This is a genomic window from Agarivorans sp. Alg241-V36, from assembly GCF_900537085.1.
In the GTDB taxonomy this organism is placed as follows: Bacteria; Pseudomonadota; Gammaproteobacteria; order Enterobacterales; family Celerinatantimonadaceae; genus Agarivorans.
In genome coordinates, this window is record NZ_UNRE01000006.1 from 281,554 (window position 1) to 306,768 (window position 25,215).

Annotated in this window: 21 protein-coding genes and 3 tRNA genes; 15 read left to right on the plus strand and 9 right to left on the minus strand. The window is 45.9% G+C overall.

The window, feature by feature from the left end; genetic code table 11:
- Window positions 1-111: 111 nt before the first annotated feature.
- The 6 genes from G6R11_RS15310 (at window position 112) to G6R11_RS15335 (ending at window position 3,322) form a co-directional block, all read left to right on the plus strand.
- Entirely contained in the window at window positions 112-630 is a 519-nt protein-coding gene (locus tag G6R11_RS15310) for a GNAT family N-acetyltransferase (protein ID WP_163133946.1), read from the plus strand.
- Entirely contained in the window at window positions 612-1,064 is a 453-nt protein-coding gene (locus G6R11_RS15315; RefSeq protein WP_163133947.1) for a DUF3291 domain-containing protein, read from the plus strand. The genes G6R11_RS15310 and G6R11_RS15315 overlap by 19 nt, the downstream gene beginning before the upstream one ends.
- 133 nt (window positions 1,065-1,197) lie before the next feature.
- Entirely contained in the window at window positions 1,198-2,736 is a 1,539-nt protein-coding gene (locus tag G6R11_RS15320; protein ID WP_163133948.1) for a glutamate synthase-related protein, read from the plus strand.
- Between the two features lie 163 nt (window positions 2,737-2,899).
- Window positions 2,900-2,976, plus strand: a tRNA-Arg gene (locus G6R11_RS15325).
- Window positions 2,977-3,006: 30 nt separating this feature from the next.
- Window positions 3,007-3,082, plus strand: a tRNA-His gene (locus G6R11_RS15330).
- A gap of 163 nt (window positions 3,083-3,245) precedes the next feature.
- Window positions 3,246-3,322: transfer RNA gene (locus G6R11_RS15335), tRNA-Pro, on the plus strand.
- Window positions 3,323-3,845: 523 nt separating this feature from the next.
- Here G6R11_RS15335 and G6R11_RS15340 read toward each other — a convergent pair.
- On the minus strand, window positions 3,846-4,193 hold the full coding sequence (locus tag G6R11_RS15340) for a hypothetical protein (protein ID WP_163133949.1): 348 nt from the start codon (window positions 4,191-4,193) through the stop codon (window positions 3,846-3,848).
- A gap of 201 nt (window positions 4,194-4,394) precedes the next feature.
- Here G6R11_RS15340 and G6R11_RS15345 point away from each other — a divergent pair, with 201 nt between their 5' ends.
- From G6R11_RS15345 to G6R11_RS15360, 4 genes are all read left to right on the plus strand, one after another.
- The gene (locus tag G6R11_RS15345) at window positions 4,395-5,261 is read left to right on the plus strand and encodes a transporter substrate-binding domain-containing protein (protein WP_163133950.1); all 867 of its coding nucleotides are present in this window, start codon (window positions 4,395-4,397) and stop codon (window positions 5,259-5,261) included.
- A gap of 135 nt (window positions 5,262-5,396) precedes the next feature.
- Entirely contained in the window at window positions 5,397-6,275 is an 879-nt protein-coding gene (locus G6R11_RS15350) for an ABC transporter substrate-binding protein (RefSeq protein WP_240352487.1), read from the plus strand.
- A 258-nt stretch (window positions 6,276-6,533) separates the two neighbouring features.
- Entirely contained in the window at window positions 6,534-7,559 is a 1,026-nt protein-coding gene (gene galM / locus G6R11_RS15355) for a galactose-1-epimerase (RefSeq protein WP_163133952.1), read from the plus strand.
- 105 nt (window positions 7,560-7,664) lie between these two features.
- Entirely contained in the window at window positions 7,665-8,210 is a 546-nt protein-coding gene (locus G6R11_RS15360; protein ID WP_163133953.1) for a YSC84-related protein, read from the plus strand.
- A gap of 92 nt (window positions 8,211-8,302) precedes the next feature.
- On the opposite strand, the gene G6R11_RS15365 is transcribed toward G6R11_RS15360, so the two are convergent.
- Window positions 8,303-8,860, minus strand: a complete 558-nt coding sequence (locus G6R11_RS15365) for an outer membrane beta-barrel protein (protein ID WP_163133954.1) — start codon at window positions 8,858-8,860, stop codon at window positions 8,303-8,305.
- Window positions 8,861-9,514: 654 nt separating this feature from the next.
- Here G6R11_RS15365 and G6R11_RS15370 point away from each other — a divergent pair.
- Window positions 9,515-9,736, plus strand: a complete 222-nt coding sequence (locus G6R11_RS15370; RefSeq protein WP_163133955.1) for a hypothetical protein — start codon at window positions 9,515-9,517, stop codon at window positions 9,734-9,736.
- A 101-nt stretch (window positions 9,737-9,837) separates the two neighbouring features.
- Here G6R11_RS15370 and codA read toward each other — a convergent pair whose 3' ends face one another.
- The 4 genes from codA to G6R11_RS15390 all read right to left on the minus strand — a co-directional run bounded on the left by codA (window position 9,838) and on the right by G6R11_RS15390 (window position 19,104).
- Entirely contained in the window at window positions 9,838-11,103 is a 1,266-nt protein-coding gene (gene codA, locus G6R11_RS15375; protein ID WP_163133956.1) for a cytosine deaminase, read from the minus strand.
- The gene (locus G6R11_RS15380) at window positions 11,100-12,296 is read right to left on the minus strand and encodes a PucR family transcriptional regulator ligand-binding domain-containing protein (RefSeq protein WP_163133957.1); all 1,197 of its coding nucleotides are present in this window, start codon (window positions 12,294-12,296) and stop codon (window positions 11,100-11,102) included. Before G6R11_RS15380 ends, codA begins: the two co-directional genes overlap by 4 nt.
- A gap of 11 nt (window positions 12,297-12,307) precedes the next feature.
- Window positions 12,308-13,567 (minus strand): cytosine permease, encoded by a 1,260-nt coding sequence (gene codB, locus G6R11_RS15385; RefSeq protein WP_163133958.1) that lies wholly within the window; start codon window positions 13,565-13,567, stop codon window positions 12,308-12,310.
- A gap of 374 nt (window positions 13,568-13,941) precedes the next feature.
- Window positions 13,942-19,104 (minus strand): choice-of-anchor J domain-containing protein, encoded by a 5,163-nt coding sequence (locus G6R11_RS15390; RefSeq protein ID WP_163133959.1) that lies wholly within the window; start codon window positions 19,102-19,104, stop codon window positions 13,942-13,944.
- Between the two features lie 213 nt (window positions 19,105-19,317).
- On the opposite strand from G6R11_RS15390, the gene G6R11_RS15395 reads away from it, so the two are divergent.
- Together G6R11_RS15395 and rrtA are read left to right on the plus strand one after the other, a co-directional pair.
- Window positions 19,318-20,997 carry an ethylbenzene dehydrogenase-related protein gene (locus G6R11_RS15395; protein WP_163133960.1) on the plus strand — a complete coding sequence of 560 codons (1,680 nt, stop codon included), beginning with the start codon at window positions 19,318-19,320 and terminating at the stop codon, window positions 20,995-20,997.
- An 89-nt stretch (window positions 20,998-21,086) separates the two neighbouring features.
- Window positions 21,087-21,593, plus strand: a complete 507-nt coding sequence (rrtA, locus tag G6R11_RS15400) for a rhombosortase (RefSeq protein ID WP_163133961.1) — start codon at window positions 21,087-21,089, stop codon at window positions 21,591-21,593.
- Window positions 21,594-21,671: 78 nt separating this feature from the next.
- On the opposite strand, the gene G6R11_RS15405 is transcribed toward rrtA, so the two are convergent.
- Window positions 21,672-21,851 carry a hypothetical protein gene (locus G6R11_RS15405; protein ID WP_163133962.1) on the minus strand — a complete coding sequence of 60 codons (180 nt, stop codon included), beginning with the start codon at window positions 21,849-21,851 and terminating at the stop codon, window positions 21,672-21,674.
- Between the two features lie 276 nt (window positions 21,852-22,127).
- On the opposite strand from G6R11_RS15405, the gene G6R11_RS15410 reads away from it, so the two are divergent.
- Window positions 22,128-22,715: a DUF1287 domain-containing protein gene (locus G6R11_RS15410; RefSeq protein WP_163133963.1), complete on the plus strand. Its 588-nt coding sequence runs from the start codon at window positions 22,128-22,130 to the stop codon at window positions 22,713-22,715.
- On the opposite strand, the gene G6R11_RS15415 is transcribed toward G6R11_RS15410, so the two are convergent.
- Window positions 22,716-23,606, minus strand: a complete 891-nt coding sequence (locus G6R11_RS15415) for a LysR family transcriptional regulator (protein WP_163133964.1) — start codon at window positions 23,604-23,606, stop codon at window positions 22,716-22,718. It abuts the gene before it with no gap.
- 106 nt (window positions 23,607-23,712) lie between these two features.
- On the opposite strand from G6R11_RS15415, the gene G6R11_RS15420 reads away from it, so the two are divergent.
- Window positions 23,713-24,282, plus strand: a complete 570-nt coding sequence (locus G6R11_RS15420; RefSeq protein ID WP_163133965.1) for an NADPH-dependent FMN reductase — start codon at window positions 23,713-23,715, stop codon at window positions 24,280-24,282.
- 48 nt (window positions 24,283-24,330) lie between these two features.
- On the opposite strand, the gene G6R11_RS15425 is transcribed toward G6R11_RS15420, so the two are convergent.
- Window positions 24,331-25,086, minus strand: a complete 756-nt coding sequence (locus tag G6R11_RS15425) for an isocitrate lyase/phosphoenolpyruvate mutase family protein (RefSeq protein WP_163133966.1) — start codon at window positions 25,084-25,086, stop codon at window positions 24,331-24,333.
- Between the last annotated feature and the right edge of the window lie 129 nt (window positions 25,087-25,215).

Here is a 25,215-nt window from a genome sequence, read left to right on the forward strand (position 1 = left end):
CTTTGCTGACGCTGGCAAGAGGGAAAGCTAGCAAATAGGGTCTATGCTTATTGTTTGTGCAAATGCTGCTGGATTATCTAGTTCAAGCTTTGGTTTTTACGAGGAAAGTAAGTGGATTCACAGGTAACTATCCGCCCTGCCAAAATAGAGGATGCCGCGGCTATTAGCGAACTGTTAAGAGATTTATCGCGCCGTTATTTAGTCGGCGATTTTTCCGAGCAGGGCGCACAGCGCTTATTAAAAGCCATGAACAAAGCGGCTATTAGTTCATACATTAATCAAGGTTTTTGCTATCACTTAGCCGAGCAGCAGAACAATGGCGATGCCCAGCTGGTGGGCGTGGTCGCAACCAGAGATAACAGCCATCTTTACCACCTATTTGTTGCCGACTTTGCTCAGGGGAAAGGCTTGGCCAGTCGCTTATGGCAACATGCTAAAGCGGCCTGTTTAGCCAATGGTAATAAGGGAGAGTTCACGGTAAATGCCTCGCTAGGTGCTAAAGCGATGTATCAGGCTTGGGGTTTTGTTGCCGAGCAAGAACAGCGTAATACTAAGGGCATTATTGATGTGCCAATGCGTTTAATACTTAATGAGCAAACTAAGGAGACAAAATGCAACTCGCACAGCTAAATATTGCCACCGCCAAAGACGATCTAGATTCACCCCTGCTCAAAGATTTTGTCGATAATCTGGACCCAATTAATGCCATTGCTGATGCGAGCGAAGGCTTTGTTTGGCGGCTTAAGGATGACACTGGCAATGCTACTGAAGTGCAAGCCTTTGATAACCCAAGGATGATTGTTAATTTGTCGGTGTGGCAGTCCTTAGCTAGCCTGCAGCACTTTATGTTTAAAACCCATCACATCGACATTATGAAACGCCGTGCAGAGTGGTTTGATAAATCCCCCTTGGCCAGTTACGTATTGTGGTGGGTGGAAGATGGCCATGTTCCCAGCACCGCTGAAGCACTGGAGCGTTTAGCCTTATTAAGGCAGCAAGGAGATACTGCCCAAGCCTTTAGTTTCAAAAAAACATTTAGCGCTGAACAAGCTTTAGAAAGCTAATCTAGAGTTGTTATTTAATAGCCTTTACCACCTTTTGCTACTCGGGCTTTGTTGCTCACCTTTGAGTGAAAAGCGTCTAAGCTAAGTAAATGCAGGGCGAGTATGCCCCGCCATTTATGTGCAAGGAGAGGGTATGACTAAGCCGATTATTGCCGATAACAAACCCAAAAAGGTGAGTTTAACTAAGGGAGACCAATACTACTTTTGCAGCTGTGGTCGTTCTAAATCCCAACCCTTTTGTGATGGTAGCCATGCAGGTACCGGCCTTAGTCCCAAGGCTTTTACCGCAGAAGAAACTGGTGATGCTTATTTATGTGCGTGTAAAACCACGGCGAATAGCCCATTTTGTGATGGCAGCCATAAGCAGTTTAGTGCCGAACAAATAGGCCAAGAAGCCCAACAGCCTCAAACTAACAGCGCTGCACCGCAGGCCACGCCTACAACTGAAGAACCCACCGTTGCCTTTATTCATCAATTGGCGCGTGAAGGTTTATCAAAACTGGGTCACCATGGTGCAATGACCTCTATGGGGGTACCTAGGCATCTTCTGCCACATTGGGACGACATCCAAGTGATGGTGGCGCAAATGGCCAAAAAGCCTTTGATGGAAGATCAGCCAGTGGCCACAGAACTGATTATCGGCCCAGAAGCTAAAAAACCGCTGCAGCTGAAAATCCCTTTGTTCGTTTCTGATATGAGTTTTGGCGCTTTATCGGAAGAAGCGAAAACCGCATTAGCTAAAGGCGCAGAGCTTGCTGGAACCGGAATTTGTTCTGGGGAAGGCGGCATGTTGGCCGAAGAGCAGCAGCAAAATTCACGGTACTTTTATGAGTTGGCCAGCGCTAAATTTGGTTATCAAGAATCATTGCTTACTCAAGTTCAAGCCTTTCACTTTAAAGGAGGGCAAGGGGCAAAAACCGGCACTGGCGGCCATTTACCGGGCAATAAAAATCAAGGGAAAATCTCCTTGGTTCGCGGCATAGCTGAAGGGCAGCCAGCGATTTCGCCGCCCACATTTGCTGATTTACACAGCAGCAAAGACTTTAAACACTTTGCCGATAGGGTGCGTGAAATAACTGGCGGCATTCCCATTGGTTTTAAGTTAAGTGCCAACCATATTGAGCGAGATATTCAGTTTGCCTTAGATAGCAGCGCTGACTACATCATATTAGATGGGCGTGGTGGCGGTACAGGAGCTGCACCAGAAATATTTAGAGACCATATTAGCGTGCCCACCATTCCGGCCTTAGCAAGAGCGCGACGCTATCTTGACCAACAGGGAGCGAGTGGCAAGGTAAGTTTGATAATAACTGGCGGTTTACGCCTACCTATGGACTTTGTCAAAGCCATGGCTTTAGGGGCCGATGGCGTTGCGGTATCTAACAGTGCCATGCAAGCCATTGGTTGCGTAGCAGCGCGGATCTGTAATACCAATAACTGCCCGGCAGGGATTGCGACTCAAAATGCCGATTTACGCCAGCGTTTAAATGTGGACAAGTCGGCTCAACAATTGGCTAATTTCTTTGACGCTTCGGTTGCATTAATGCAGGTTATGGCGCGTGCATGTGGGCATCATCATCTTAATCAATTCACTAAAGGCGATTTAGCAACTTGGCATCGAGAAATGGCACATTTAAGTGGCATTACCTACGCGGGATTTACAGCAGTGTAGTAGAGTTTTATTGGCTACTTAACCAGCTATTTGCTGCTTAAGTAGCCTTGAAATTAAGGGCTTTTTATCGGCTTGCTGGAAAAGCCAGCAATTACCAGTTTTTTTATAAAATGTCTTTACAGGGCGGAGCGAAAACCCTAATATACGCCTCCGCCAGCATTGAGCACCCGTAGCTCAGCTGGATAGAGCGTCGCCCTCCGGAGGCGAAGGTCACAGGTTCGACTCCTGTCGGGTGCGCCATTGCTTCGGAAACGCTCGAAATACTCAGTGGTGGGTATAGCTCAGTTGGTAGAGCCCCGGATTGTGATTCCGGTTGTCGTGGGTTCAAATCCCATTACTCACCCCATTATTTAGATGCAACGAGATTCGTTGTTATCGCAATAGTTTGGTTATTACTAAGAGCTTGCTCTAAAATAACTAAGACGATAAACGCAGCTTGGTAGCGCATCGTCGCGAAGCTCATAGAGAGTGGGGCCAGAGGGTTTAGCCCTCTGAAACATCAAGAAAATCGGTGATTAGCGCAGCTTGGTAGCGCATCTGGTTTGGGACCAGAGGGTCGGGAGTTCGAATCTCTCATCACCGACCACATTCTAAAAAGCCTGCTCATTGAGCAGGCTTTTTGCTTTCTGCAGGTTGGCGTTAACCAAAAAAGCGGGAGTTCGCCTTTTAACCTTGGCTCATCACTGACCACATTCAGAAAGCCCCGTCAGTTATGACGGGGCTTTTTTATGGCTGAATAATAAGTAAGAGCTGGGAGTTCGCCTTTTAACCTTGGCTCATCACCGACCACATTCTAAAAAGCCTGCTTATCGAGCAGGCTTTTTGCTTTCTGCAGGTTGGCGTTAACCAAGAAAGCGGGAGTTCGCCTTTCGACCTTGGCTCATCACCGGCCAGATTCAGAAAGTCCCTTCAGTCATGGCAGGGCTTTTTTATGGCTGAATAATAAGTAAGAGCTGGGAGTTCGACTATTAACCTTGGCTCATCATCGTGCACATTTAAAAGCGCCTGCTCATTGAGCAGGCTTTTTGCTTTCTGTTGGTTGACGTTAATCAAGAAGGCGGGAGTTCGCTTTTAAGCTCGACTCATCACGGCCTAACGATAGAAAACGTTTATTTCCCATAGGCATCTGCAGTGACTAATATACAGTGTTTAGCGTAGCCAAATCCCCATTCCGTCACGTCACCAATGCTAAGATCGCTGAGCATTAGGGTCGAGTCTTGAGATTGTTTTGCTTGCTCTAAAGCGAGTGCTGTTGATGGGTTTTGCTTTAATGGAAAAAGATATAAAGCATAAGTCTGGCAGTGTTTACCACTTGCCGGGCCAATATATTTTAAGCTGCTTGCATCCCCTTGATAGAAGCTGCGCTCGGCATAGGAGCCATGATCCCCAGTAGAGCAAGCAGTGAGTAAAAACATGCTTAAAACGATGACGCTGTTGTTGAATAATGAATGCCGCAAAGCCAACCCTTATTGTTGAAACTAAGCCAAGTATAAACCTTAGTGATAGCCTTATGATACATCGCCAGCTTCACTGGTAAGTGTAGAGAGAGTTTTGACTAATTAATTGTTGAGTACTTAGGTAATAATTGACAGAAAAGCTATTGTCGCTTGCTGATATTTTGTACACTAAGCAAATAAATAAGCAAAACCAGAGCAACAATGAAGCATCTTTTTATCGTTGTTTTAAGCGTTCTATCACTCTGCTCGAATGCTTACGCCACAGAGCTAAGCCCGCTGGTGGTGCGCCATATTGCACCGCAAGGCGACAAAGACCTACGCAATAGCTACTTCATCGATTTACTCAACTTAGTCCTCACTAAAACCGAACAAGAACTGGGCCCCTTTCGTTTAGCCAGTAGTAAAGCCACAATGAGCCAAGACCGCTCGCTGCTGCAGTTACAAAACAACAACGGCATTGATGTAGTGTGGACAATGAGCACTGCAGAGCGAGAAGAAGCCTTGTTACCAATACGTATCCCTCTTTTAAAAGGCTTGCTAGGGCAGCGTTTGTTGATGATTCGCCAACAAGATATTGCTCGCTTTGCCAAGGTAGAGTCTCTTGAAGACTTACAAGCCTTTTCCGCTGGGCAAGGTAGTGGCTGGCCAGACAATAAGATATTGCAAGCTAATCAAATTGAAGTTGTAGAAGGCATGAACTACCAGGGTTTGTTTGGTATGTTGCAGCGGCAACGTTTTGATTATTTTCCGCGTGGCATAAACGAAATTTTTGATGAGCTCGAACAGCATAAAAGCGAAAATTTTGTGGCCGAGCCACATTTGGTGATCAGCTACCGTGCGCCTATCTATTTTTTTGTAAGCAAGCAAAACTCAGAGTTAGCAGCGCGTATTGAACAAGGTTTATGGATAGCCTTTAGCGATGGAAGTTTTGATGTTCTGTTTTCCCACTATCAATACGACAAACTGGCCAATGAGCTGAAATCTCGTTCAGTGATTAAATTAAACAACCCTTATTTGCACGCCAGTACACCCAGCGAACAAAGCCCGCTTTGGATTAAAGTAGAGTAAGCCCCCAGCAAGCTTAATTGCTTGTTACTGGGTGAGAATTTTTACAAGCCTTGACGTTTTGTTGATCTATTTGATTGTCATCCGGGCTAGTCATTACATACAATTAATTTGATAACACATTTGTGAATAATGCCAATGCCGCGTCGCTGTTTAATGCTGTTAGTGATTTTTGTCATCACCATTACTGGGGCCAATGCGGCAAATCTAGTGGTGAGGCACGTTCAGCCCGAAAGTGACAAAGATCTGCGGCATCAATACTTTATCGAGTTGCTAGAGCTCGCGCTAAATAAAACGGCGGCAAGCTATGGCCCTTATCAAATCCAAACCTGTCCCGTTAGGATGATGCAAGACAGGGCCCTACAGCAAGTTCAGCGTAAGCACTGTATCGACATTGTTTGGACAATGACCAGTCTTGAGCGTGAGTCGAAGCTGCTGGCTGTTCGCATTCCTTTATTAAAGGGCTTATTAGGCCAACGAGTGCTGATGATCCGCCGAGAAGACCTGCGTCGGTTTAAAGACATTCAGCACTTGAGTGAGTTACGCCAAATGCGTGCCGGACAAGGTATGGGTTGGCCAGATATTGAAATTCTAGAATACAACCGCTTGCCAGTGATTGAAGGTAAAACCTATGAAGGTTTGTTTGGCATGTTAAAGCGCGGCCGTTTTGATTATTTCCCTCGAGGTATTAGCGAAATAGGCGCGGAATTAAAACAGCATAAGCGGGATGATTTTGTTACCGAACCCAGAATACTACTAAGTTACCCAGCACCCATTTATTACTTTGTTAACCCAGAGAACACTATATTAGCCGAGCGTTTAGAACAAGGCTTAAGGCTTGCCATTGATGATGGAAGTTTTGATGCTTTGTTTAAAAAATTCAATTACCATAAGTTGGCAGATTTAATGGAAAATCGCTTGGTGTTTAAGCTACGCAATCCGTCCCTACATCCTAAAACGCCGATTGATGAAGATAAACTTTGGGTACTGCCTAACCTCGTTAAAAATTTGCAGTAGGTGCATTTATTGCTTGTTTCAAGCATTCAAGCAGCAATATATATTGTGAAAACATTGTCATTTCGCCTAGTATGAAAGGTGATGAAGTTCACTTTTTTGTTGTTAAGGCTATTACGTTTTTTGCGTCTTATGTTGAACTGTGGACTGAATCAAAAATCTATCGTTAAGCTAGGCTAGTATCGCCTTATTTAGCGGGTTGCAGAGGTCTTCCACCTTTTTGTTACTCTCATTGTATTGAATCAGTTTTAGGAGTTTTTCATGCCTTTCGCACAGCAAGATAAAAAAGTGCAAACGTTTACCCTCAAGAATGCTAGGGGGAGTGAGGCCACAGTATTAGCATGGGGAGCCACTCTGGCCAGTTTAAAAATAAAACTGAATGGCGGAGAGTTACGTGAAGTGGTTCTGGGCTGTGACAGTTTTGAAGATTACCTAAAACAAGACGCTTACTTAGGCGCAACGGTGGGGCGCTATGCTAACCGCATCAAGCAAGCGCGTTTTGAGTACCAAGGACAAGCTTATGCCTTAAGCGCTAACCAAGATGAGCATCAATTGCATGGCGCGAACGATTTTAGCCACCGCGATTGGCAAGGCGAGCAGCTGGCAGATAACAAAGTCCGTTTTACCATTAGCTCGGCCGATGGAGAGTGTGGTTTTCCTGGCAATATGCAGGCTCAGCTTGATTACACCTTAGATGAAGACAATCAATTAGTTCTCGATTACTCGGCTACTGTAGACAAGCCTTGCCCGGTAAACCTTACCGACCATAGTTACTTTAATTTAAACGCTGGGGTTTCAACGGTATTGCAACACCAACTATACATTGCAGCTGATCAATATTTACCAGTGGCAGAGGATGGTATTCCTGTTGATGGCTTAAAATCTGTAGAAGGTACCGGCTTTGATTTTAGGCAAGCTAAGCTGATTGCTGAAGATCTTAAGAAAGACGCGGATCAGCAGCTGGTGGGCGGCTACGATCATAGCTACTTGCTGCAAGAGCAGGTGGTGAGCGATGGTAAGCCAGTAGCTCGTATTATTGCCGACGACGCTTCTCTAGCGATGGAAGTGTATACCAACAAACCTGCGATTCAGCTTTATACCGGTAACTTCTTAACTGGTAATCCAGGGCATAATGGCCAGGTCTATCAGGCGCATAGTGGCGTCGCCTTAGAAACCCAATTTTTGCCGGACTCTCCCAACCGCCCAGATTGGCCACATCAAAGTTGTTGGCTACAACCTGGCGAAAGCTATCAATATCAAACCCGCTATCGGCTTTATCAACCTTAGGCATAAGCTTCCCTAAATATTGAAGTTTTTGTAGGCAGCGTACCGATTTTCAAATACATCGTGTATGCTGCTTGCACCATACTCCAAATCTAGGGATGTTTATTTATGAAGAAATGGTTGGCAATGTGTGTTGGTGTGCTTGTATTAAGCTTTCAATCCGTCGCGGATGACTATCAAGCTACAATTCAGCAATTTAAAAAGTCTGATAGAACTACCCCGTTTTTTAACAATGCTTATGGCTATGCGGTGTTTCCTACCATTGGTAAGGGCGGCATTGGTATCGGTGGCGCTTACGGCGAAGGCAAAGTCTACCGAGGTGGAGCCACAACAGGCAGTGTGAATATGGGCCAAGTTACTCTTGGTTTCCAGCTTGGTGGCCAAGCGTTCAGCCAAATCATCTTCCTTCAAGATAAACGCGCTTACGACGAGTTTACTAGCGGCAGCTTCGAGTTTGGTGCTCAAGCTAGTGCAGTGGCGCTAACCATTGGCGCTTCTGCTCAAGCTGGTACATCTGGCGCCGGAGCAGCAGCAGGCGAAACCCAATCTAAAGCCCACTATGTAAGTGGTTATGCGGTATTCACCTTAGCTAAAGGTGGTTTAATGTATGAAGCCAGCATTGGCGGACAGAAGTTTAACTATACTGCTGAATAAACTTATTGAAGTATTAATGTAAAAAGCGAACTTAAGTTCGCTTTTTACATTCTTTCAACTGAGGGGTTTAACTATTTAGCTTTCCAAAATAATTAGAAGTTATAGCGTAAGCCAGCGTAGAAACCACTTACTGTTATATCGACGCCGTCAATATCTGCGTTAGCGCTTCTGTAACCAGCATTTAAACCAAGTCCGTTATTAAATACATAGCCACCTTCTACACCCAGTTGAAGACTAGAATCAGACTCTGATGCAGTTTCATTTGTTGAAAGGTTCTTTAGCTCCAGCTCCATTGACCCTAAACCAATTAGGCCCGCGATATAAGCATTTTGGGTGAAGAAGAACATAGGTTTTGCATTAAGGTAAAAAGCACTGCCTGAGCCTTTTAGGACATCTAAATAAGTGACATCACCAATAGTGCGATACTCTGCTTCTAGGCCAATTTTAAATTTTTCCGAAGCTTCAAAAGCATATCCGCCAACTAAATTGAAGCCGACATCATTGTTATCTTTAAGAGAAATACCATCTACTTTTAGCTCAGTTTCATTGCTAAACGCAAAGTCTGCACCAAGGTAAGCTCCGCCAGCCGCGTTGGCTGCTCCTGTAACAAATAAAGAAAGTACTAGAGAAGTTTTGATAGATTTAAACACTAAATATTAATCCTTTAATTTTAGTTTAAGATAGGTTTTTATTAATATTTATATTATCAATGGTTTGTTTTTTTGACAAGTTAAAAGAAGAATGCTTATGATTTATTTAGTTTTTTTACAGATATTTTATACTTTTATCGGTTTTGCTTGAAATTATATCTGTGAGGCTCTTTTTACTGATTTACAGTCTGCCTATTCTAGGTGGCTATACTAAATAGGTAGGTAGTGTTTCTGTTTCATAGTTACGTTAATCGGAGCGGACCAGACCTTATTGTCTTTATCCCGTTAGGTTATCAGCACCTTTTTATTGATAAACCTGACGAGCTTCTTTCCGTCCAAAATCCAGTGCATACACTCAATGTCTATTCGATAGAGGTGGTGTTTCCGCTTTCAATATGCACTACTGAATTGATGTAGTAATATTTCCACTCTAGGTAGTGAAAAAACGAATCAGATATGCGGTGTTTTTCAGTTTAACAAACACAGTTCCTAAAATAGCTCCCCTCTATTTAAAGCTAAGCTCCTTAATGCTTAGCAACTAGTGATTCATTCACTGTCGATTGACATTCTCGATAGAATTATGAGTAAACAACTTACTTTCAATGACTAATTATAGTTTTGAGTTAGTTATCTAGATAATAAGAATTTGGCTTAATGGAAGGTTGGTTAGACGGTAAAAAAAGCCGCTTACTACTTCGAAGAGAAATTCCGCGTTGCAATGAGCCGAACAATAAAATTACTAAAGTCTTCTTTAGCACCTTCTTTGGCGGAAGCAGTGGTGATCGTTGGAATGCAACTAAAGACGAGTTTGCTTGGTTTGATGAATTTATCATCTCGCCCAATCGCATAGGCTATCCTGGCACTTGGCTAGACTAGTTTTTCGTGAGAAAACTGTAGTGGAACACCGCTCATTTGCTTGAGTAGTGCTCCCTATATTTACTAGCAAGTTAGCATTCAAGCTAATGAGTTACAGACGTTTACTCTTTGGAAAATGAGCAATGTTTAATTAGCTTGGCTGGTTGACGTTGAACCAGTATTTCCCCGTTACGCACAGATAACAATACTTCGCCTTGGCGTTGAATCACCGATAAATCGTCTTCTCCTTCTAGCAAAATAAAGTTTGCAGGTTTGCCTACTTCAATGCCGTATTCAGCTTCTACTTGTAAGGCTTTAGCGCCATTGTCGGTTATAAGGTCTAAGGCTTTAGATAACTCGCTATAACCCATCATGTGGCAGATGTGTAAACCCGCATCTAATACTCTTAGTAGTTTACCGTTACCTAAGGTATACCAAGGGTCTTGAATGGAATCTTGGGCAAAGCAGACGTTCATTCCGGCTTCGCGTAACTCTTTTACTCGAGTCACTCCGCGTCGTTTCGGGTAAGTATCAAAGCGACCTTGCAAGTGAATGCTCTCGGTAGGGCAAGAGACAAAGTTGATTTTAGATTTTTTGAGTAGTCTAAATAACTTAGAGCAATAGGCGTTGTTGTAAGAATGCATTGCGGTGGTATGGCTGGCAGTCACGCGCTCGCCCATATCAAGCTCTAAGGCTGCGGTGGCAAGTACTTCTAAAAAGCGTGAGGCTTCATCGTCTATCTCATCGCAGTGCACATCTACCAATAAACCATGTTGTTTGGCGAGCTCAACCACCCAGCGCATCGACTCAACCCCATACTCGCGGGTAAATTCGAAGTGGGGAATACCGCCTATTACATCTGCTCCCTCTTTAATGGCCTGTTCCATTAAGGTTTTGCCGTTAGGAAAAGACCAGATCCCCTCTTGCGGAAAAGCCACTATCTGTAAGTTGATAGCGGATGCCAGCCTGCTTTTTAACTTGGCAATGGTTTTTAGGGCAGTGAGCTGTGGATCGGTAACATCGACATGGGTTCGAATGTATTGCACCCCATTTTCCACCAAGAGTTGCACGGTTTTTAGCACCCGTTGCTCTATGTCTTCCGGTGTGAGTAGCGGCTTGCGCTCACTCCAGCGCTCAATGCCTTCAAACAAAGTGCCACTCATATTCCAAGAAGGCTGCCCGGCAGTGAGTACTGCATCTAAATGAATATGCGGTTCAACAAAAGGAGCGCATAACAAATTGCCAGCCGCATCTATGGCATCTTGATTGTCGGGCAAATCGGGGAACAAGGCTGCAGGTTGCGGCTCGATGTGAGTAATTAGGCCATTGTCGATGGATAGGCTAAATAGCTCTGCTTGCCCTCTTAAGCGTGCGTTAATAATTTTCATGATAATCCTTGAACAGAGTGTTGTTGCCGCTGGATTGTTAAAGGTTCCATCAGCAGGGCATTTTGTAATTCTAGTCGTTGCTGGGCTTGCTCTAAGTCACAACCGGTAAGTACTTGCACTTTGGCAAGGCGATTGCTGAGCGTATTACGGTGAATATTAAGCTCTTTGGCGGTTTGTCTTAAGCTGGCCAAATTGTCGAAGTAGCTGCGCAAAGTATGCTTAAGTGTGATTAAGCTCGGTTCTTGGCAATGGAATAAGGGCCCAAGTTTATCGCAACAAAACCTGAGTAAAATTTGCGGATCTTCGATTGCGGCAAAAACCCGACTTACTCCCAAATCTAAGTAATGAACAATGCTGGAGTGGTGGCTTTGTAATTGGCTGAACTCTGCGGCTTGCTTTGCCTGTAAAGCGGCATTGGCCAATTGGTTTAAGCCTTGTGGGCTTATGCTTAGCCCTAATTTGTATTTAAGCTCTTGTGTTGCCAAATACTGATTAAGTTGCTGCCAAAGACTACGCTGTTGCTCTAAAGAGTCTTGGGCTTGTATGGGTAACAGTAAATACCAACCATGGTGATCCTCAATTAAAGGGTAGGGGCTGCGCATGCGGTTAAGCCATTGGCGCAGTTGAAATACCCATACATTTAAATCACTCGCATCGCTAACCTGCGGTTGCAGTTGAGCAATACTAATGGCGGCATCAAAGTCTAAACCTAACTCTTTGGCCCTATGCTGAGACAGTAAAGACAGCTGGTTGGGGCTGTTAATCACATGGCTAATAAAGTGCTGCAGGGAATGAGTAGACTGGTTGTCTTGAATTAAGGCCTTACAAATTAGCTCGGTCACTTTCACCATTGGTAAGCTATAGGGCTGCTCTAATACTGCAAATTGATGTTGGTTGGCGTAGCTAATCACGCTATCGGGAATGGTGTCGATAAACTCAGAATGAGTAAGAATCACCATGCCTGCTGCCGACTTTTCTAATGCTTCATCAATAAGCTGATAATACTCTTGTTCACTGCGTTGCAAATTAATACCGGTAACAAAGACTAACTCACCGCCGGTTAACCAAGGTGCGAGTTCTTTATTTTCCGCCAAATATGGCCAACGAATCGCTTGCTGTGAAGCTTCCCCGGTAAGCAGCTTAATGCTAGCTAAACCGGGGATTAGGGGAATATCTTTAGCGCGAATAGCCAAGCACTATCTCCTTAACTGGCTGTTTGTTTGGTTAATGTTTGGGCCGAGCTAATGTGCAGCAATACACCATAGAAACTGGCTGACACCACAATGCCCACCAAAGGCGCTATCCAAGGTGAATAGTAAGCTGCTGCAGAGCCAACGGCATAAGCCGCTAAGCCGCATTTATCAAAGCTGGGTAGCTTAATGTGCTCTAGTGCTGGTGGATTGCCACGGTGTTTAAACCAAAAATCGGCCATGATGATTGCGCCAATCGGTGGGATAAAGGTGCCCAATAGGATTAAGAATGGGATCAATAAGTTGTACATGCCAAACACCGCCAACAGGGTGCCTATGGCTGCACCTACCACGGTAATTAAGCGGCGCTTGTCGGTTCTTACCAAGTTACAGCCGGCGGCGGCAAAGTTATAAATGGTGTTGTCTTGGGTTGTCCAGATATTGGCAAATAACATCAGAATGGCAACCAGAATAAAGCCTTGGCTTACTAGTACGTCAACGATGTCGGCTTGTTGGTAAACCATCGCGCCAAAGGCGCCAACAAATACCATTAAGCCATTGCCAATAAAGAATGCTAATAAGGTAGTGATTACCGCTATGCGCCCAGATTTAGCAAAGCGGCTCCAATTGGTTGCTTGGGTTCCGCCGCTCACAAAGGTGCCAAATACCAAAGTAATTGCCGCAGAGAACGCCATGGTATCGCTTGGCACAATGCTGTTTAGTTGCGAAAAGCCACCAATATCAATACTGCCTTGGTAAATAGACAGGCCGATAAATGCCAACATGGCGGGAACTGATATTTTGGAAAGAATTTCCAAGGCTTTGTAGCCAATAAACGCGGTAATACAAAAGCCAAAACCAAACAGCACCATTAAGGGCGTGGCGTAACTTTCAGGTAAGTTGACAAGTTTAAGCAAAATAATGGCAATGGTGGCCGTACCCCAGGCGTACCAACCAATTTGGGTAAAGCCCAATATAATGTCTGACAGCTTACTGCCGTGCTCACCAAAACAGTATCGCCCTAGCAACACCGAATTTAAGCCGGTTTTATAGGCCACGTAGGCCAGTCCAGCAGCATAGCTACCTAGCAGCAAATTGCCTATCAGTATAATCCACAACAGCTCGGTGAAGTTGAATGAGGTGCCCAGTGTGCCACCTGCCCACATAGTGGAGGTGAAGAAAGTAAACCCTAATAGTACAAAAGCGGTAGACCAAAAACCTTTACGAGCGTTTTGAGGGACCGCCGAGAGTGGAAAATCGTTAGTTTGGCTCATTGTGTTAACTCCATGTATTGGTGACAACAATCGCTAATGTTCGTGGTCACGCTAGTAAACCTTATATTCCATCGGTTTAAGCGTTCCAAAAGCTGTGCCAAATAGGGTCTTCTAGCGGGCTAAATTTTGCTGTGCAATTGGATGATTTTTGTTCTGCATGAAATGTACCGTTTGCACATAAAAATGCTGAAATTAAGGCGAGGGAGATTTAGACTAAAAAACGGCGTGATTATACGCACTACAATGGCGCGTAAGTGTTGGGTTTTGGGGCGTTGTATCACCCTTTTGCAAGAGGTGTTTTTTTGGTGATAGGGTTTACGCAAGCACAAAAAAGCCCCCTTGCGGGGGCGTTTATTAGATAGAGCTATTGAGGTTTAAAGCAGGCGCCTGCGTCGCACACTGCCGGCAACAAAGGCCAGCAAAATTAAACCATAGCCTGCCGAACCAAATAGACCATCGTCATCTGAATCATCGCTATTGGTTACACCAAGATTGGCATCTAGGTAAACTAAGCGGTGATCAGAACTAGCTACGCCTGGGCCAACTAAGTAGTAAAGCTCATCGGCTAAACCAGGCCAGAATACCGCGGTATGGTCTACTTCAATGCCCGCCACTGATGGCAATACATAATCAACTTGAATCGCCCAGTCAGCAGTATGCCTTGCTGCATATTCACTGCTAGGGGTGTTTTCTACACCGCCAATACTGGTTGGAATATCAGCACTGTTGATTAAGCTACTATTGGTTAGCATGCTAATTGGATCGTTGGTGGCATCACCCTCGTGTAAGGAGGCGTTTTGGTCACCCATAATCACAAAGCTTTGGCCGTCAGCTAAACCGCCAGTTGCGCCTTGGTCATCGTAGATGTAGCCTGCCAAGCTTGGGTCAATATAATCACGCCAGAAACGAATTTCGTCGTGGTTACGTAGCCCGTTACGATCTTCATCACCATCAAATACTGGTGGTGTTGGGTGGCTTGCCAATACATGCACAATGTTGCCATTTACATCAATTGGCACATCCCAGTGACTCTTCGAAGATAAGCGGAATACTTCCAGCTCCTCTTCGCTATACCATCCTTCAGAAGTATCAGGATTGATAGGCAGCATGGCGTCAGGCATATCTTTCCACAAGAAATGCTGGAAGGTACGTACTTGGTCGGTCACAATTGGGTAACGAGATAGCAATACCATGCCGTATTGGCCTGGGAACTCACCAAAACCGTAAGCATCGCCGCCATCACCTAGTCCGCCCACATCGCCATCGTTATCGAAATCAAATTCACTTGGGATACCGGTGTTTGATTCTGCTAGGTAAACAAATGGGTACTCAATGGGATCCGCGCCATTTTGTGAAACTTCTAGGTAGTTGGCTTTGAAGGCTGCTACGGCTGAACCATCGGCAACATAATCAAATTCTTGCAGTAACACTACGTCAGGGCGCACCCGTTGCAAAATCTCAGCAACATTGGCGATTTGACTATCGGTGCCCGACAATGAGTCGGTAAGAATTTGTCCTTCAGTTGGACGGTTTAAGTAAGCATTGAAAGTCGCGATACGCACATCAGCACTCAAGGCAGGAATAGCTTGCCCTGGTTGATAGATGGTGATGCTGCGAGTCATTGAAGTGACTGTTCCTTCGGCGTCGGTCACGGTAAGCACTACCGAATAATCACCCGCTTCAGCATATTGATGCGCAGGGCTCTCGTCGCTTGAGTTATTGCCGTCACCAAAGTTCCAGCCGTAACTATAAGGTGCTGTGCCGTTGGTTACAGTAGCGACAAAGTTTGCGTCTTCGCCACTTGCCACTACATCGTCAGCTAGCGCAAAAATAGCACTCATGCCCGCTTCGCCATAAGTACTCTTATAGCTGAAGTTGTCTACACCTAAACGGCGTCCTTCACCACTTCCGGTACCGGTAGAGGTATAACGGAATGCCAAGTAAGCGGTGCCGGTATAGCTTGATAGATCGACACGATAAGAGGTCCAAGCATCATCTACAGCGGCTAAGGCTGTTGGGGTGCTTGGTTCGTCGTCTAGGTAGCTTAACTCGGTCCAGGTTGCTGCTGCAGGGTCACCACTGCCGCTGTAATCGTTAGAGATAAGTACACTTAGTGCTGGTCCGCCGTAGTTGGTGTAAATATCAAAATCAACCACACCATTGTGCCAGCTAAGTAGCTCTACGGCAGGCGAGATTAACCAGTCATCACTGGCTGCATCGGCACCAAAACCACTGATTAGCGCGCCGGTTTGGCCAGAGCGTTCTTCAATTACCCAATCAGCGTTACTGCTGGCAGAGTAGCTACTGAAGCTACCGAAGTTATCAAGTGCATCGAAGTTCTCGCCAAGTTGCTCGTTTTCGGTTACTACGCCATCAAGGTTACGGTTAATGCTGATGTTGGCCAGTCCCATGTTGGCACCATCGCCCGGGCCGGTGCCGGTTGTGGTGTAAACAAAGGCTAGGTGAACATTACCTAAGTAAGCGGCTAGGCTAATTGGGCCAATACTTGCCCATGCTTCATGCAAGCTAGGAAGGGCCACATTTAAGTCGGTCCAGTCAGCGCTGGCTGGCTCGTTACCATCTTGATAGTTGGTAGAAGCCATTACCTTCAATGCTGGGCCAGAGTACTTCTGATAGTAATCGAAGCTTAGTGAGGCTAAGTCGTCTTCACTTAATGTTGCCGCTGGCAAAATTAACCAATCGTTACTCGCTTCGTCTGCGCCAAAGCCGTTGATAAATACTCCTGGAGTATCTAGCTGTACGCCAGCATCCCAGTTCGCTGTACTGGCGCTACTGTGGTTAGTCCAGGTGGTGGGGACGCCGGTTTCTAGGCTATCGCTAACAACTGCGCTACCTTGGTAGTTACCACGAACCGCAATGTTATCTACTTGCCAACCACGTCCATCACCGCCGCCGGTACCTGTTGAGGTGTAGCGGAAGGCAAAGCTCACTTGCTCAGCATCTACAGCACTTAGGTCGACAGTAGTGGCTTCAAAGGTCCATTGGGCTTCGCTAGGCTGGGCCCAACAGGCTGCGCCATTGGCTGCGGTACATTCAGGTATCACTACCCAAGTTGCGTCTAATGGACTGTTATGTACTGCAGGGTCGTAATCAAGCGAATAGCTTAGCTCTAATAATGGGCCGTCGTAGTTATAGGCCGACTCAAAGCTCAAGCTGGTTTCGCTGTAATAACCAAGGTTAATGCTCGGAGTGATTAACCAGTCGTCGCTTTCCATGTCGGCGCCATAGCCGTTCATGTAGGCGTAGTTGCCGTTGGTGCTAATGCCCCATTCAGCATCACTGGTCACATTAACTGCCAGCATTTGGCCTAAATCACCTAGTTCGAAATCTTCAGAGAAGATCCGTGGTACGGGGTTAGATAGGGTTTCAGCTGTAACATCGGCGCTATAGCTAGAAAGGCCGGCTGCGTTATAGGGGCGAATGCGGTAGCTGTAGCTTTCGCCTTCGATTAGCTTAGCGTCGGTGTAGCTGCTTTCATCGGCATCAATACGCCAAGTCAATACTTGCCATTCTCCTTGGCCTACACGGCGCTCTAATTGGTAACCCACTTCATCAAAGCTTGCGTCATCATTCCAGCTCAATTCTATTTCACTGATTGATAGCGGTGTGGCTTCAAGCGTGGTGGTAGAGTCAGCGGGGGTTGCGTCGATGTTAGAAATCACTGCAGTTAGGTCAACGTCGAAGCTTAAGTCTGAGCTGCCAGCGTCCGATTGGTGAACTTCTACCGCAAGGGTATTCTCACCAACAATCAGCTGCTCCGGTAACAAGGCATACTCGTAAAAGCTTTGTTCTGCCGAGCCACCAATGCCGCTGCTGGCTGGTGTTGAGCTGGTTACTTCACCTTCTGGCATGTTACTGCGAACAACTTCGCTACCATTTAAGTACACAATTGCGCCATCATCACGTAATAAACGCAAAGTTAGCTTAATCACATCTTGGCTGCTGTTGAAGTTAAAGTCATGACGGAAGTAGCTGGTAATGTGTTTGTTATCGCTGTCTCCGCCAAAGTCGATTTCGGTCACTTCGTCGCCGTCACCGTAACCGAGTTGAGCAGGGGCTTCTGGCCACGCGCTGTCATCAAATGAGGCGATATGCCAATCAGCGGGACTGCTGCCGTCATCAAGGTATTTCCAGCTTGAGCCTGCGCCGATAAGTTGCACATTATCAATCTCCGCTCCCACAAAACCGCTGAGTGGTAAATCTAAGGCTTCACCCGATAGCGGGGCCCATAGTGGTAGGCCTTCCGCTACCGCAACTGCGTTGGCGTCTTGTGTGGCTTGAGTCAGTGGCGTTACCGTGTCGGCACTAAAGGCTTTGCCGGCGAGAGTTTCATGCTCAGAGCCAAAACGTACCGTATGAATACGCATATTGTCTGGCGCTGCGTGGATCAGTTTGAACTGCCAAAATGAGCCGCTGTCCATAGTCCATGGCTTATCGTCATCGGTGGGGCGAGTTGGCGCACCCCAACTACCTTCCCCAATAATCATGCTGCCATTAGCATCATCACGAATAAAGTCTTGATAGCTACCTGCCGCTTGGCTGTATATCACTGGGTAAGTGTATTTAGCCATGTGGGTATCTGATTCAACGATAAGCTGAAAATCCTGCTGGTTGAAAATTTCAGCCCAGGCTTCGATTCGGCCAGTACCTTCGCTTTTACCACTAGTATGTGGTCGCATTGGTCGGTGGTAGTTAGCGAGCTTCCAGCTAGCGCTAGAAGCAGCTGAATCAGTGGTAAATGCTGTGTTCTGCGCGTTCCATGCGTCAGCGTTTTGATCGTCGTAAGCGCCGTAACCCACACCCGGTTCAGCTTCACTGTTTAAGCTGAAAATATCGAGCATGTTGCCACCAATACTTAGCTTGTAATAAGCGCTGTTTGGCACGCCAAACACGTAGCTAAGCATGTCGTAGACATCATTTTCATGGTTACCATGGGTGGCCACGATAGGGTACATGCGGCCATCTTCACTGCGACTTAGTTGCCAGTCGGTTAGCCAGTCTACCCACTGCTCATGATTACCATCATCAGTGAAATCGCCATTGAATAATACAAACAATGGGCGAGAAGCGGCAACCAGTTTGTTACCTTCCTGACGTGGTTGGCGGTTGGTGCGTGAGTCACCGCCGGCAATAAAGGTAAAATTTCCAGCGATATTAGGTGCAGTTTTGAACCATGAGGTGTCGCTACATCCTTCGCTGTCACAGATTTGGAAATAATATGCAGTATCAGCGCTTAAACCATTTAAGTAGGCTAACTGTGTGGTCAAGGTTATTGAGTCAACTGCATCGTCGGGATGAGCCATTACTGTAGCTTCGTCTGCCGGGTGAGTTGTCCAATTACTCCCGTCGGCAGCGGTGCCGTAACGAACATTGGGGGTATCACCAGAGACTAAACGCCAACCCAAGGTAGCGGTAGTGCTTGGGTCATCTGTCCACGCAATACGTGGCAAATCACTGCTTGCCGCTGCTGAGTGACACACTCCTGTCACTAATAGCGACAATAATCGCAATTTCATACATTACTCCATTAATATATAAGCATAAAAAAACACCTCTCGGGCGTTACCACGCGAAGATGTCATACCACTGTGACATAAGTGTGATATAAATATGACTACTTTCTGTCCAAATGGTCAAAAAGTTTAAAAATAGGTTAAAGTGCACCAATTTCAGTCATTTATGCACCAATGGGGTACATTTTTTTAAGTTAGAACAAGAAAGGATTTATTATGGCCCAAGGAAGTAGGCCTAGTTTTATTGCGTTAAGTCGAAAACAAACACCTAGATTGACCTTGTGGTTAAGTCATGTGCTGTTATTGCCGCTTTTGTTAACCTTGTTTCTCAGCGGTATGCAAATAGCGCGTGCGAATCATCCGAACAGTTTGGCGCATTATTTTGGCGCTTGGTTACCGCAAGGACAAGTGCATCTGTGGCACCAAATATCGGCCTTAGTATTAGTAGCAGCAATAGTTTCGTATATTATTTATCAGCTGCTGTGGGGACGGTTTAAACGACTTGTTATTGCTAAGCAAATCAGCGGTGGAAACAAATTTTTCAGGATTGGCATTGCTGTTAGTTTGCTGTGTTTAGCTGGGTCGGTTGCAAGCGGCTTAGCGATTTATCTGTTGCCCGTCAGACCCGCTTGGCTTAATCAAATACACCCTCTATTAGCTTGGTTTACGCTTGGTGCTGGCTTACTACATGTTTTCACCGCCTTGGTAGTGCGGGGATTACTTAATAGTGGGCGCTTTTTGCTTCCTCAAGGCTCTTTGGGCTGGCGTGGCACAGCGGTGTTTAGTTTTGCTGCCGTCGTGAGCGTGGTTTTGTGGTCGGTGTCAGCGACCCAATATCCACGTTTGCTGATGGTTAAAATACATCAGCCTTTGTCGTTAGATGGCGAGGGCCGTAATCCTCTTTGGTCGCAAGCCCCGGCATTAAAGGTTCGCACCAGCAACGGCGCCAACATGCCAGGTGGAGTGACTGATATTGAAATCCGCGCTCTTCATGATGGACAATCAGGCTACTTTTTGTTGCGCTGGGCTGATGCCACGCGCAGCTTAACTCACCTACCTTTGCAAAAAACTGCAGAAGGCTGGAAGGTGCTTCAAAGCTCAGCACTTAACGCCGACGAAAATCAGTTTTATGAAGACAAATTTGCATTGATGATTTCTCGAAGCGGGCAATTTGCTGGGGCAGGGGCTACCCACCTCGGTACTAAGCCTCATGGCGAGCGGCCGGGTTCTGCCAGTGGCCGAGGCTTACACTACACCTTAGATGGAAGCATTACGGATGTGTGGCATTGGAAGGCAGTGCGCACCGGCACCAGTATTGGCCAGGCGGATGATAACTACTTTGGCGCCCCTCGACCGTCAAAATCTGAATACAAGCGTTACACCGCAGGTTATCAAAAAGATCTCGATTGTGAACATCTGGTTCGCTGGGAAAATAATGACGCCTTGTTGAAACCTGAGTGTGGGGGCTTTGTATCTAACTGGCGAGAATATTCAGATGATATTGTGCAGCCTTTGCGTTTGCCCAAATCTGCCAGCGTGTTAAAACGGATGGGCTCTCCTAACCTTGACCCAGAATTAAGTGACGTAGGCAGTTGGTGGTTGAATTGGGAAGATACCGAAAAGTACAACCCAGACAATGACCACTTTCCACTAGGCACAGTCATTCCGTCGGTTCTCTCGCTAGGGCCCTTATCTCAAGGGCGGGGTGATGTCAGTGCGAAAGCGTCTTGGAATCACGGTTTTTGGACTTTGGAGCTTAAACGTAGCCTAATGGCTCCCGATGAATATGACTTACCCTTGGAGACCGGCATGTATTTATGGTTAAGTGCCTTTAACCACAGTCAAACTCGCCATAGTTATCATCTTCAACCTTTGCGCTTGGAGTTGCAGCTTTAATGCGAGGCTTTGAGCTAAATCCTCCGCGAAGTATATTGCTTGGCGTAATTTGTTTCATGCTTGTCTTGCAGCTCGCCGGGCAGCCTGCTTTGGAACTCTTACGCTGGCAACCAGAATTATCAACCAGTCAGCCGTGGCGTATTTATACCGCTCATTGGTTGCATGTGAATGTTTCTCACCTAGCTATCAACCTCGCTTCTTTATTGGCTGCTTTTAGCTTGTTTCCCGAGCTTATTAAATTGCGCTATTTACTGGTGTGTTTGTTGCTCCCTCCATTAGGGGTGGGCCTTGGTCTTAGTTTATTGGACTCTGATATTACTTGGTATGTGGGGTATTCAGGCGCCTTGTATGGCTTACTAACAAGCGGTGCCATCGTACTCTACAAACGAAATCCCTTCGTATTGTGGGTGGCGGGGTTTGTGATAATTAAAATTGCTTGGGAGCAGTTTCTAGGACCCATTGAGAGCGATGTGAGTCTGCCGGTTAATCAAATCGCTACGCAATCGCATCTTTACGGCGCAATCAGCGGCGTGCTGCTGGGGACACTGCTGCGACTTTATGAAGCTTGCGAGAGCGCAAAACAGCTAACTAACTAAACCAGTCAATCACCGTAAACAGAGTCGCGCTAGCTAATTCAGGCTGGTGGACCAGCTTGCTTAGCCACAAATCTAGGACTAATTACGCGATAATAGCTCGATCAATTCATTTTCAGTAGCAGGAATGCTTTGCAGCTCGATGCCCGCTGGCGAGCCACCTTTTAGCATGTAGGCGTTAGTGCTGCAGTGGTCGTAGTGAAACCATTGGCCGTCTATGCATACGTTGGTATAACAACGTGGATCTTGTTTTAATTCCATCTTAATACCCATAGTTTATTTGTTAACACAGCTTTAACATAACCCTAGGCGGCAAAAATAAAATATGATCTACATCAATTGAAGTTTAGAGCTACCTCCATAGTATTAGAGATTGTTGCTCATTTAGTGAGCTAGATCGGATGGTGCACTGTAAGGGCGCAAGAGAAATTCACCTAAAAGTCGCTTCTGTTATTGTTTGTTTTGTTATTAATTGATGAATAAGCAAGTATGATTAGCTTACTTGGGTGAACAGCTTACAAAGGAAAATTAGGCAGTATGGTTAAGTGGCTTATATCGCTGATAGCGCTTCTATCATTCCCTGTTATGGGCACTACCCTAGCGCAACAGTTGGTTGACGCCGCCTTGGCGCGAACCGAGCATACCGTCATCTACAATGGTGCATATTTTGCGCTGGATTACCCCAACGGCGATGTGCCCGAGCACTTTGGTGTATGCACTGATGTATTGATTCGCACTTACCGAAAGCTTGGCATTGATTTACAGGTTTTGGTGCATGAAGACATGCAGCAACATTTTTCGCTTTATCCATCTAAACGTATTTGGGGATTAAACCGTACTGACCGAAATATAGATCACCGAAGAGTGCCTAATTTGCAGGTGTTTTTTACCCGCCATGGTGAGTCTTTACCAATCAGTGATAATGCCAGCAGTTTTTTACCGGGAGATATAGTGAGTTGGATGCTGCCGGGTAACTTGCCCCATATCGGCATTGTCAGTGACCAATTTACAGCAGAAGGTATTCCTCAAATTGTTCACAACATTGGCCTTGGACCGCAGCTAAACGACATGCTGTTTAACTACCCCATCACTGGCCATTACCGCTATTTGCCAAGTGATAAGTAGCTATTCTGCTAGTGTCTTAAAGCGTTGTTTTAAAAATTGGGTAAAAGCCTGAACCTTAGAAGTACGGTGCATATCCACGTGGGTGGTAAGCCATTGCGGAATCGCCCAATGCTCCAGCGGCGGCATCAGTGGCAGCAGATCAGGATAATGCTTAGCGGTTTCGCAGTTAAGGGGCGCAGCACCAAAACCGGCTCTAATCGCTGGAATAAAAGCGTTAAAGTCATTCACTCGTAAGGCAATTTGTTGTGGGTCTAGCTCGCTGTTCATCCAGTTAATAAAACTAATCTGCGAATAGGGCTCAATGGTAGATATAAACCGGTGCCCAGCTACGTCGCTTAAAGACTTTATTTTACCGTGCTTCTTTAAGTAGCTGCTTGAGCCATACAGGGTGACAGGGCTGTCGGCTAAGTGTTGCACAACATAATCTAAGTCTTTTGGCTTGTTACCCGGGCGAATACTGACATGAGCCTCGCCATGTTCCAGTTTCAAAATTCTGCTATCGGCGGCGTACTCCAACTTAATGTTGGGGTAAAGCGCTTGAAAATCAGCCAGCATAGGTAACAGCAGCTCGGCCATATTATTCACCGTGGTTAATACCAAGGTGCCAGAAAGCTGATTGTCGGTGCCAGCCAGTTTGCCTAGTAAACGGTTGAAGTCGTTTTGGGTGCTCTCGGCGGTTTGGGTGAGCAGTAAACCTGCTTCGGTGACTTGATAGCCACGGGCATGGCGATGGAATAAACGAGTGCCAAGGCGTTCTTCCAAGGCATTTATTCGCCGCAATACTGTGCTGTGGTGAACATCCAAGGCTTCGGCAGCAGCGGTGAGTGTGCCTAAGGTCGCAACCTTATAAGCAATATGGATGTCGTTCCAATCGTTCTTGTGTGCATTCATGCACAGAAGTATTGCATGGGTGTTGTTTTTCTTCAAATTTGCTTATGCAAGAATGCACTTAAATCGAAAACGAATTCCACTTTAAGGCTTAGCCTAGGAGCACAACATGACTAAATTAATCGCAATTGCAGGCAGCTTACGCGCTCAATCATTTAATAAAAACCTAGTAAAAATTGCCGCCAAAGGGGCAGAAGAAGCGGGTGCTGAAGTTCGTTACGTAGACTTAGCTGACTTTGCCATTCCGCTTTATTCAGAAGATTTAGAAGCAGAAGGTACACCTGCCTCGGTGAACGACTTAAAACACTTATTTGCTCAGGCTGATGGAATCTTGCTAGCCAGCCCCGAGTACAACGGTTCCATCTCTGGCGTGCTAAAAAATGCCTTAGATTGGTTATCTCGCCCTTCTAAAGATGCCGAAATTGGCTCGGCTTTCCAAGGCAAGGTGGCTGGCATTATGGCCACTTCGCCGGGCGGTTTAGGCGGCATTCGTGGTTTGGCTCATACTCGCGATATTTTGTTTAACTTAGGTGTAATGGTTAGCCCAAAACAAGTGGCGGTGGGTTCGTCTTACCAAGCCTTTAATAGCGAAGGCCAATTAACTGATGCAGACATGGAGCAACGAGTTAAAAGCCTTGGTGCTGAAGTGGCGGAAACCGCTAAACGCTTAGCTAGTTAAGTAGGCATTGGTATAGCTCCAGCGATGCTTGGAGCTATATCTGGAGGGCTAAAACAGCGAAGCAAAGGACTGAGTTTGCTTAATGCTGTTGAGTTGGCTTTCTAAGTGTTGTTGCATGTTGGCAAACAAAAAATTACCCATGCTGATGCGCTGCACTCCGGCTGACTGCAATTGAGTAAAGTTAGCTAGCTGCGGCATGCACATTACGTTTAGCGGCACACTGCAGGTTTTGCTCAGCGTTTTAATTTGATCTAGCTGTTCTATGCCGGGTAAGAAGATCCCGTCGGCGCCTGCTTCAATATAAAGCCGAATACGTTGTTGAGCTAGTTCCAAGGCATTTTTGTGACCCAGTAGGTAAACATCGCTTCTAGCATTGATGAACATGTCGATCTGATCTTGGCCAAGTTGCTGTTTAATGTAGCTTAAAGTGGCGGCAAACTCTTCTGCGGGCAATAGCTCGCGTTGTGAATTCACCACACTATCTTCAATGTTTATGCCCACTACTCCTAGCTGGTTAAGCGATACTATATGCTCGCTTATTAACTGTGGTTCTCGGCTGTAGCCAGACTCAATATCTACTGTTAAAGGCAATTGACAGTGTTGTTTAATTTGCTGAACCACTTGCAAAAGTTCGGCAAACTTGAGGTTCTCACCATCGGCTAAACCTCTGGCAGCGGCAATTGCTGCGCTGGAGGTTCCGATGGCTGCAAAACCGAGTTTTTCAGCTACTTTAGCGCTAGCGACATCCCAAACGTTGCACAGCAGTAAAGGTGAGTTTTGACGGTGTAACTCTTTGAATGTCATGACGAAAGCCTTAATGATTAAAACTAAAAGGTACTACGGCAGAATTCGACCGACAACCGAAAACTAAACAACTATGTTTGTTGTTTAAATCACTCTAACTATAAGTAATCTTTTAAACCAAGCGGTAGC

What these genes read in the sequence shown, in the direction of transcription:
- G6R11_RS15315 (WP_163133947.1), top strand. Translation starts at nt 612, where the DNA reads ATGCAACTCGCACAGCTAAATATTGCCACCGCCAAAGACGATCTAGAT.
- G6R11_RS15320 (WP_163133948.1), top strand. Translation starts at nt 1,198, where the DNA reads ATGACTAAGCCGATTATTGCCGATAACAAACCCAAAAAGGTGAGTTTA.
- G6R11_RS15345 (WP_163133950.1), top strand. Translation starts at nt 4,395, where the DNA reads ATGAAGCATCTTTTTATCGTTGTTTTAAGCGTTCTATCACTCTGCTCG.
- G6R11_RS15350 (WP_240352487.1), top strand. Translation starts at nt 5,397, where the DNA reads ATGCCGCGTCGCTGTTTAATGCTGTTAGTGATTTTTGTCATCACCATT.
- galM (WP_163133952.1), top strand. Translation starts at nt 6,534, where the DNA reads ATGCCTTTCGCACAGCAAGATAAAAAAGTGCAAACGTTTACCCTCAAG.
- G6R11_RS15360 (WP_163133953.1), top strand. Translation starts at nt 7,665, where the DNA reads ATGAAGAAATGGTTGGCAATGTGTGTTGGTGTGCTTGTATTAAGCTTT.
- G6R11_RS15370 (WP_163133955.1), top strand. Translation starts at nt 9,515, where the DNA reads ATGGAAGGTTGGTTAGACGGTAAAAAAAGCCGCTTACTACTTCGAAGA.
- codA (WP_163133956.1), bottom strand. Translation starts at nt 11,103, where the DNA reads ATGAAAATTATTAACGCACGCTTAAGAGGGCAAGCAGAGCTATTTAGC.
- codB (WP_163133958.1), bottom strand. Translation starts at nt 13,567, where the DNA reads ATGAGCCAAACTAACGATTTTCCACTCTCGGCGGTCCCTCAAAACGCT.
- G6R11_RS15390 (WP_163133959.1), bottom strand. Translation starts at nt 19,104, where the DNA reads ATGAAATTGCGATTATTGTCGCTATTAGTGACAGGAGTGTGTCACTCA.
- G6R11_RS15395 (WP_163133960.1), top strand. Translation starts at nt 19,318, where the DNA reads ATGGCCCAAGGAAGTAGGCCTAGTTTTATTGCGTTAAGTCGAAAACAA.
- G6R11_RS15405 (WP_163133962.1), bottom strand. Translation starts at nt 21,851, where the DNA reads ATGGAATTAAAACAAGATCCACGTTGTTATACCAACGTATGCATAGAC.
- G6R11_RS15410 (WP_163133963.1), top strand. Translation starts at nt 22,128, where the DNA reads ATGGTTAAGTGGCTTATATCGCTGATAGCGCTTCTATCATTCCCTGTT.
- G6R11_RS15415 (WP_163133964.1), bottom strand. Translation starts at nt 23,606, where the DNA reads ATGAATGCACACAAGAACGATTGGAACGACATCCATATTGCTTATAAG.
- G6R11_RS15420 (WP_163133965.1), top strand. Translation starts at nt 23,713, where the DNA reads ATGACTAAATTAATCGCAATTGCAGGCAGCTTACGCGCTCAATCATTT.
- G6R11_RS15425 (WP_163133966.1), bottom strand. Translation starts at nt 25,086, where the DNA reads ATGACATTCAAAGAGTTACACCGTCAAAACTCACCTTTACTGCTGTGC.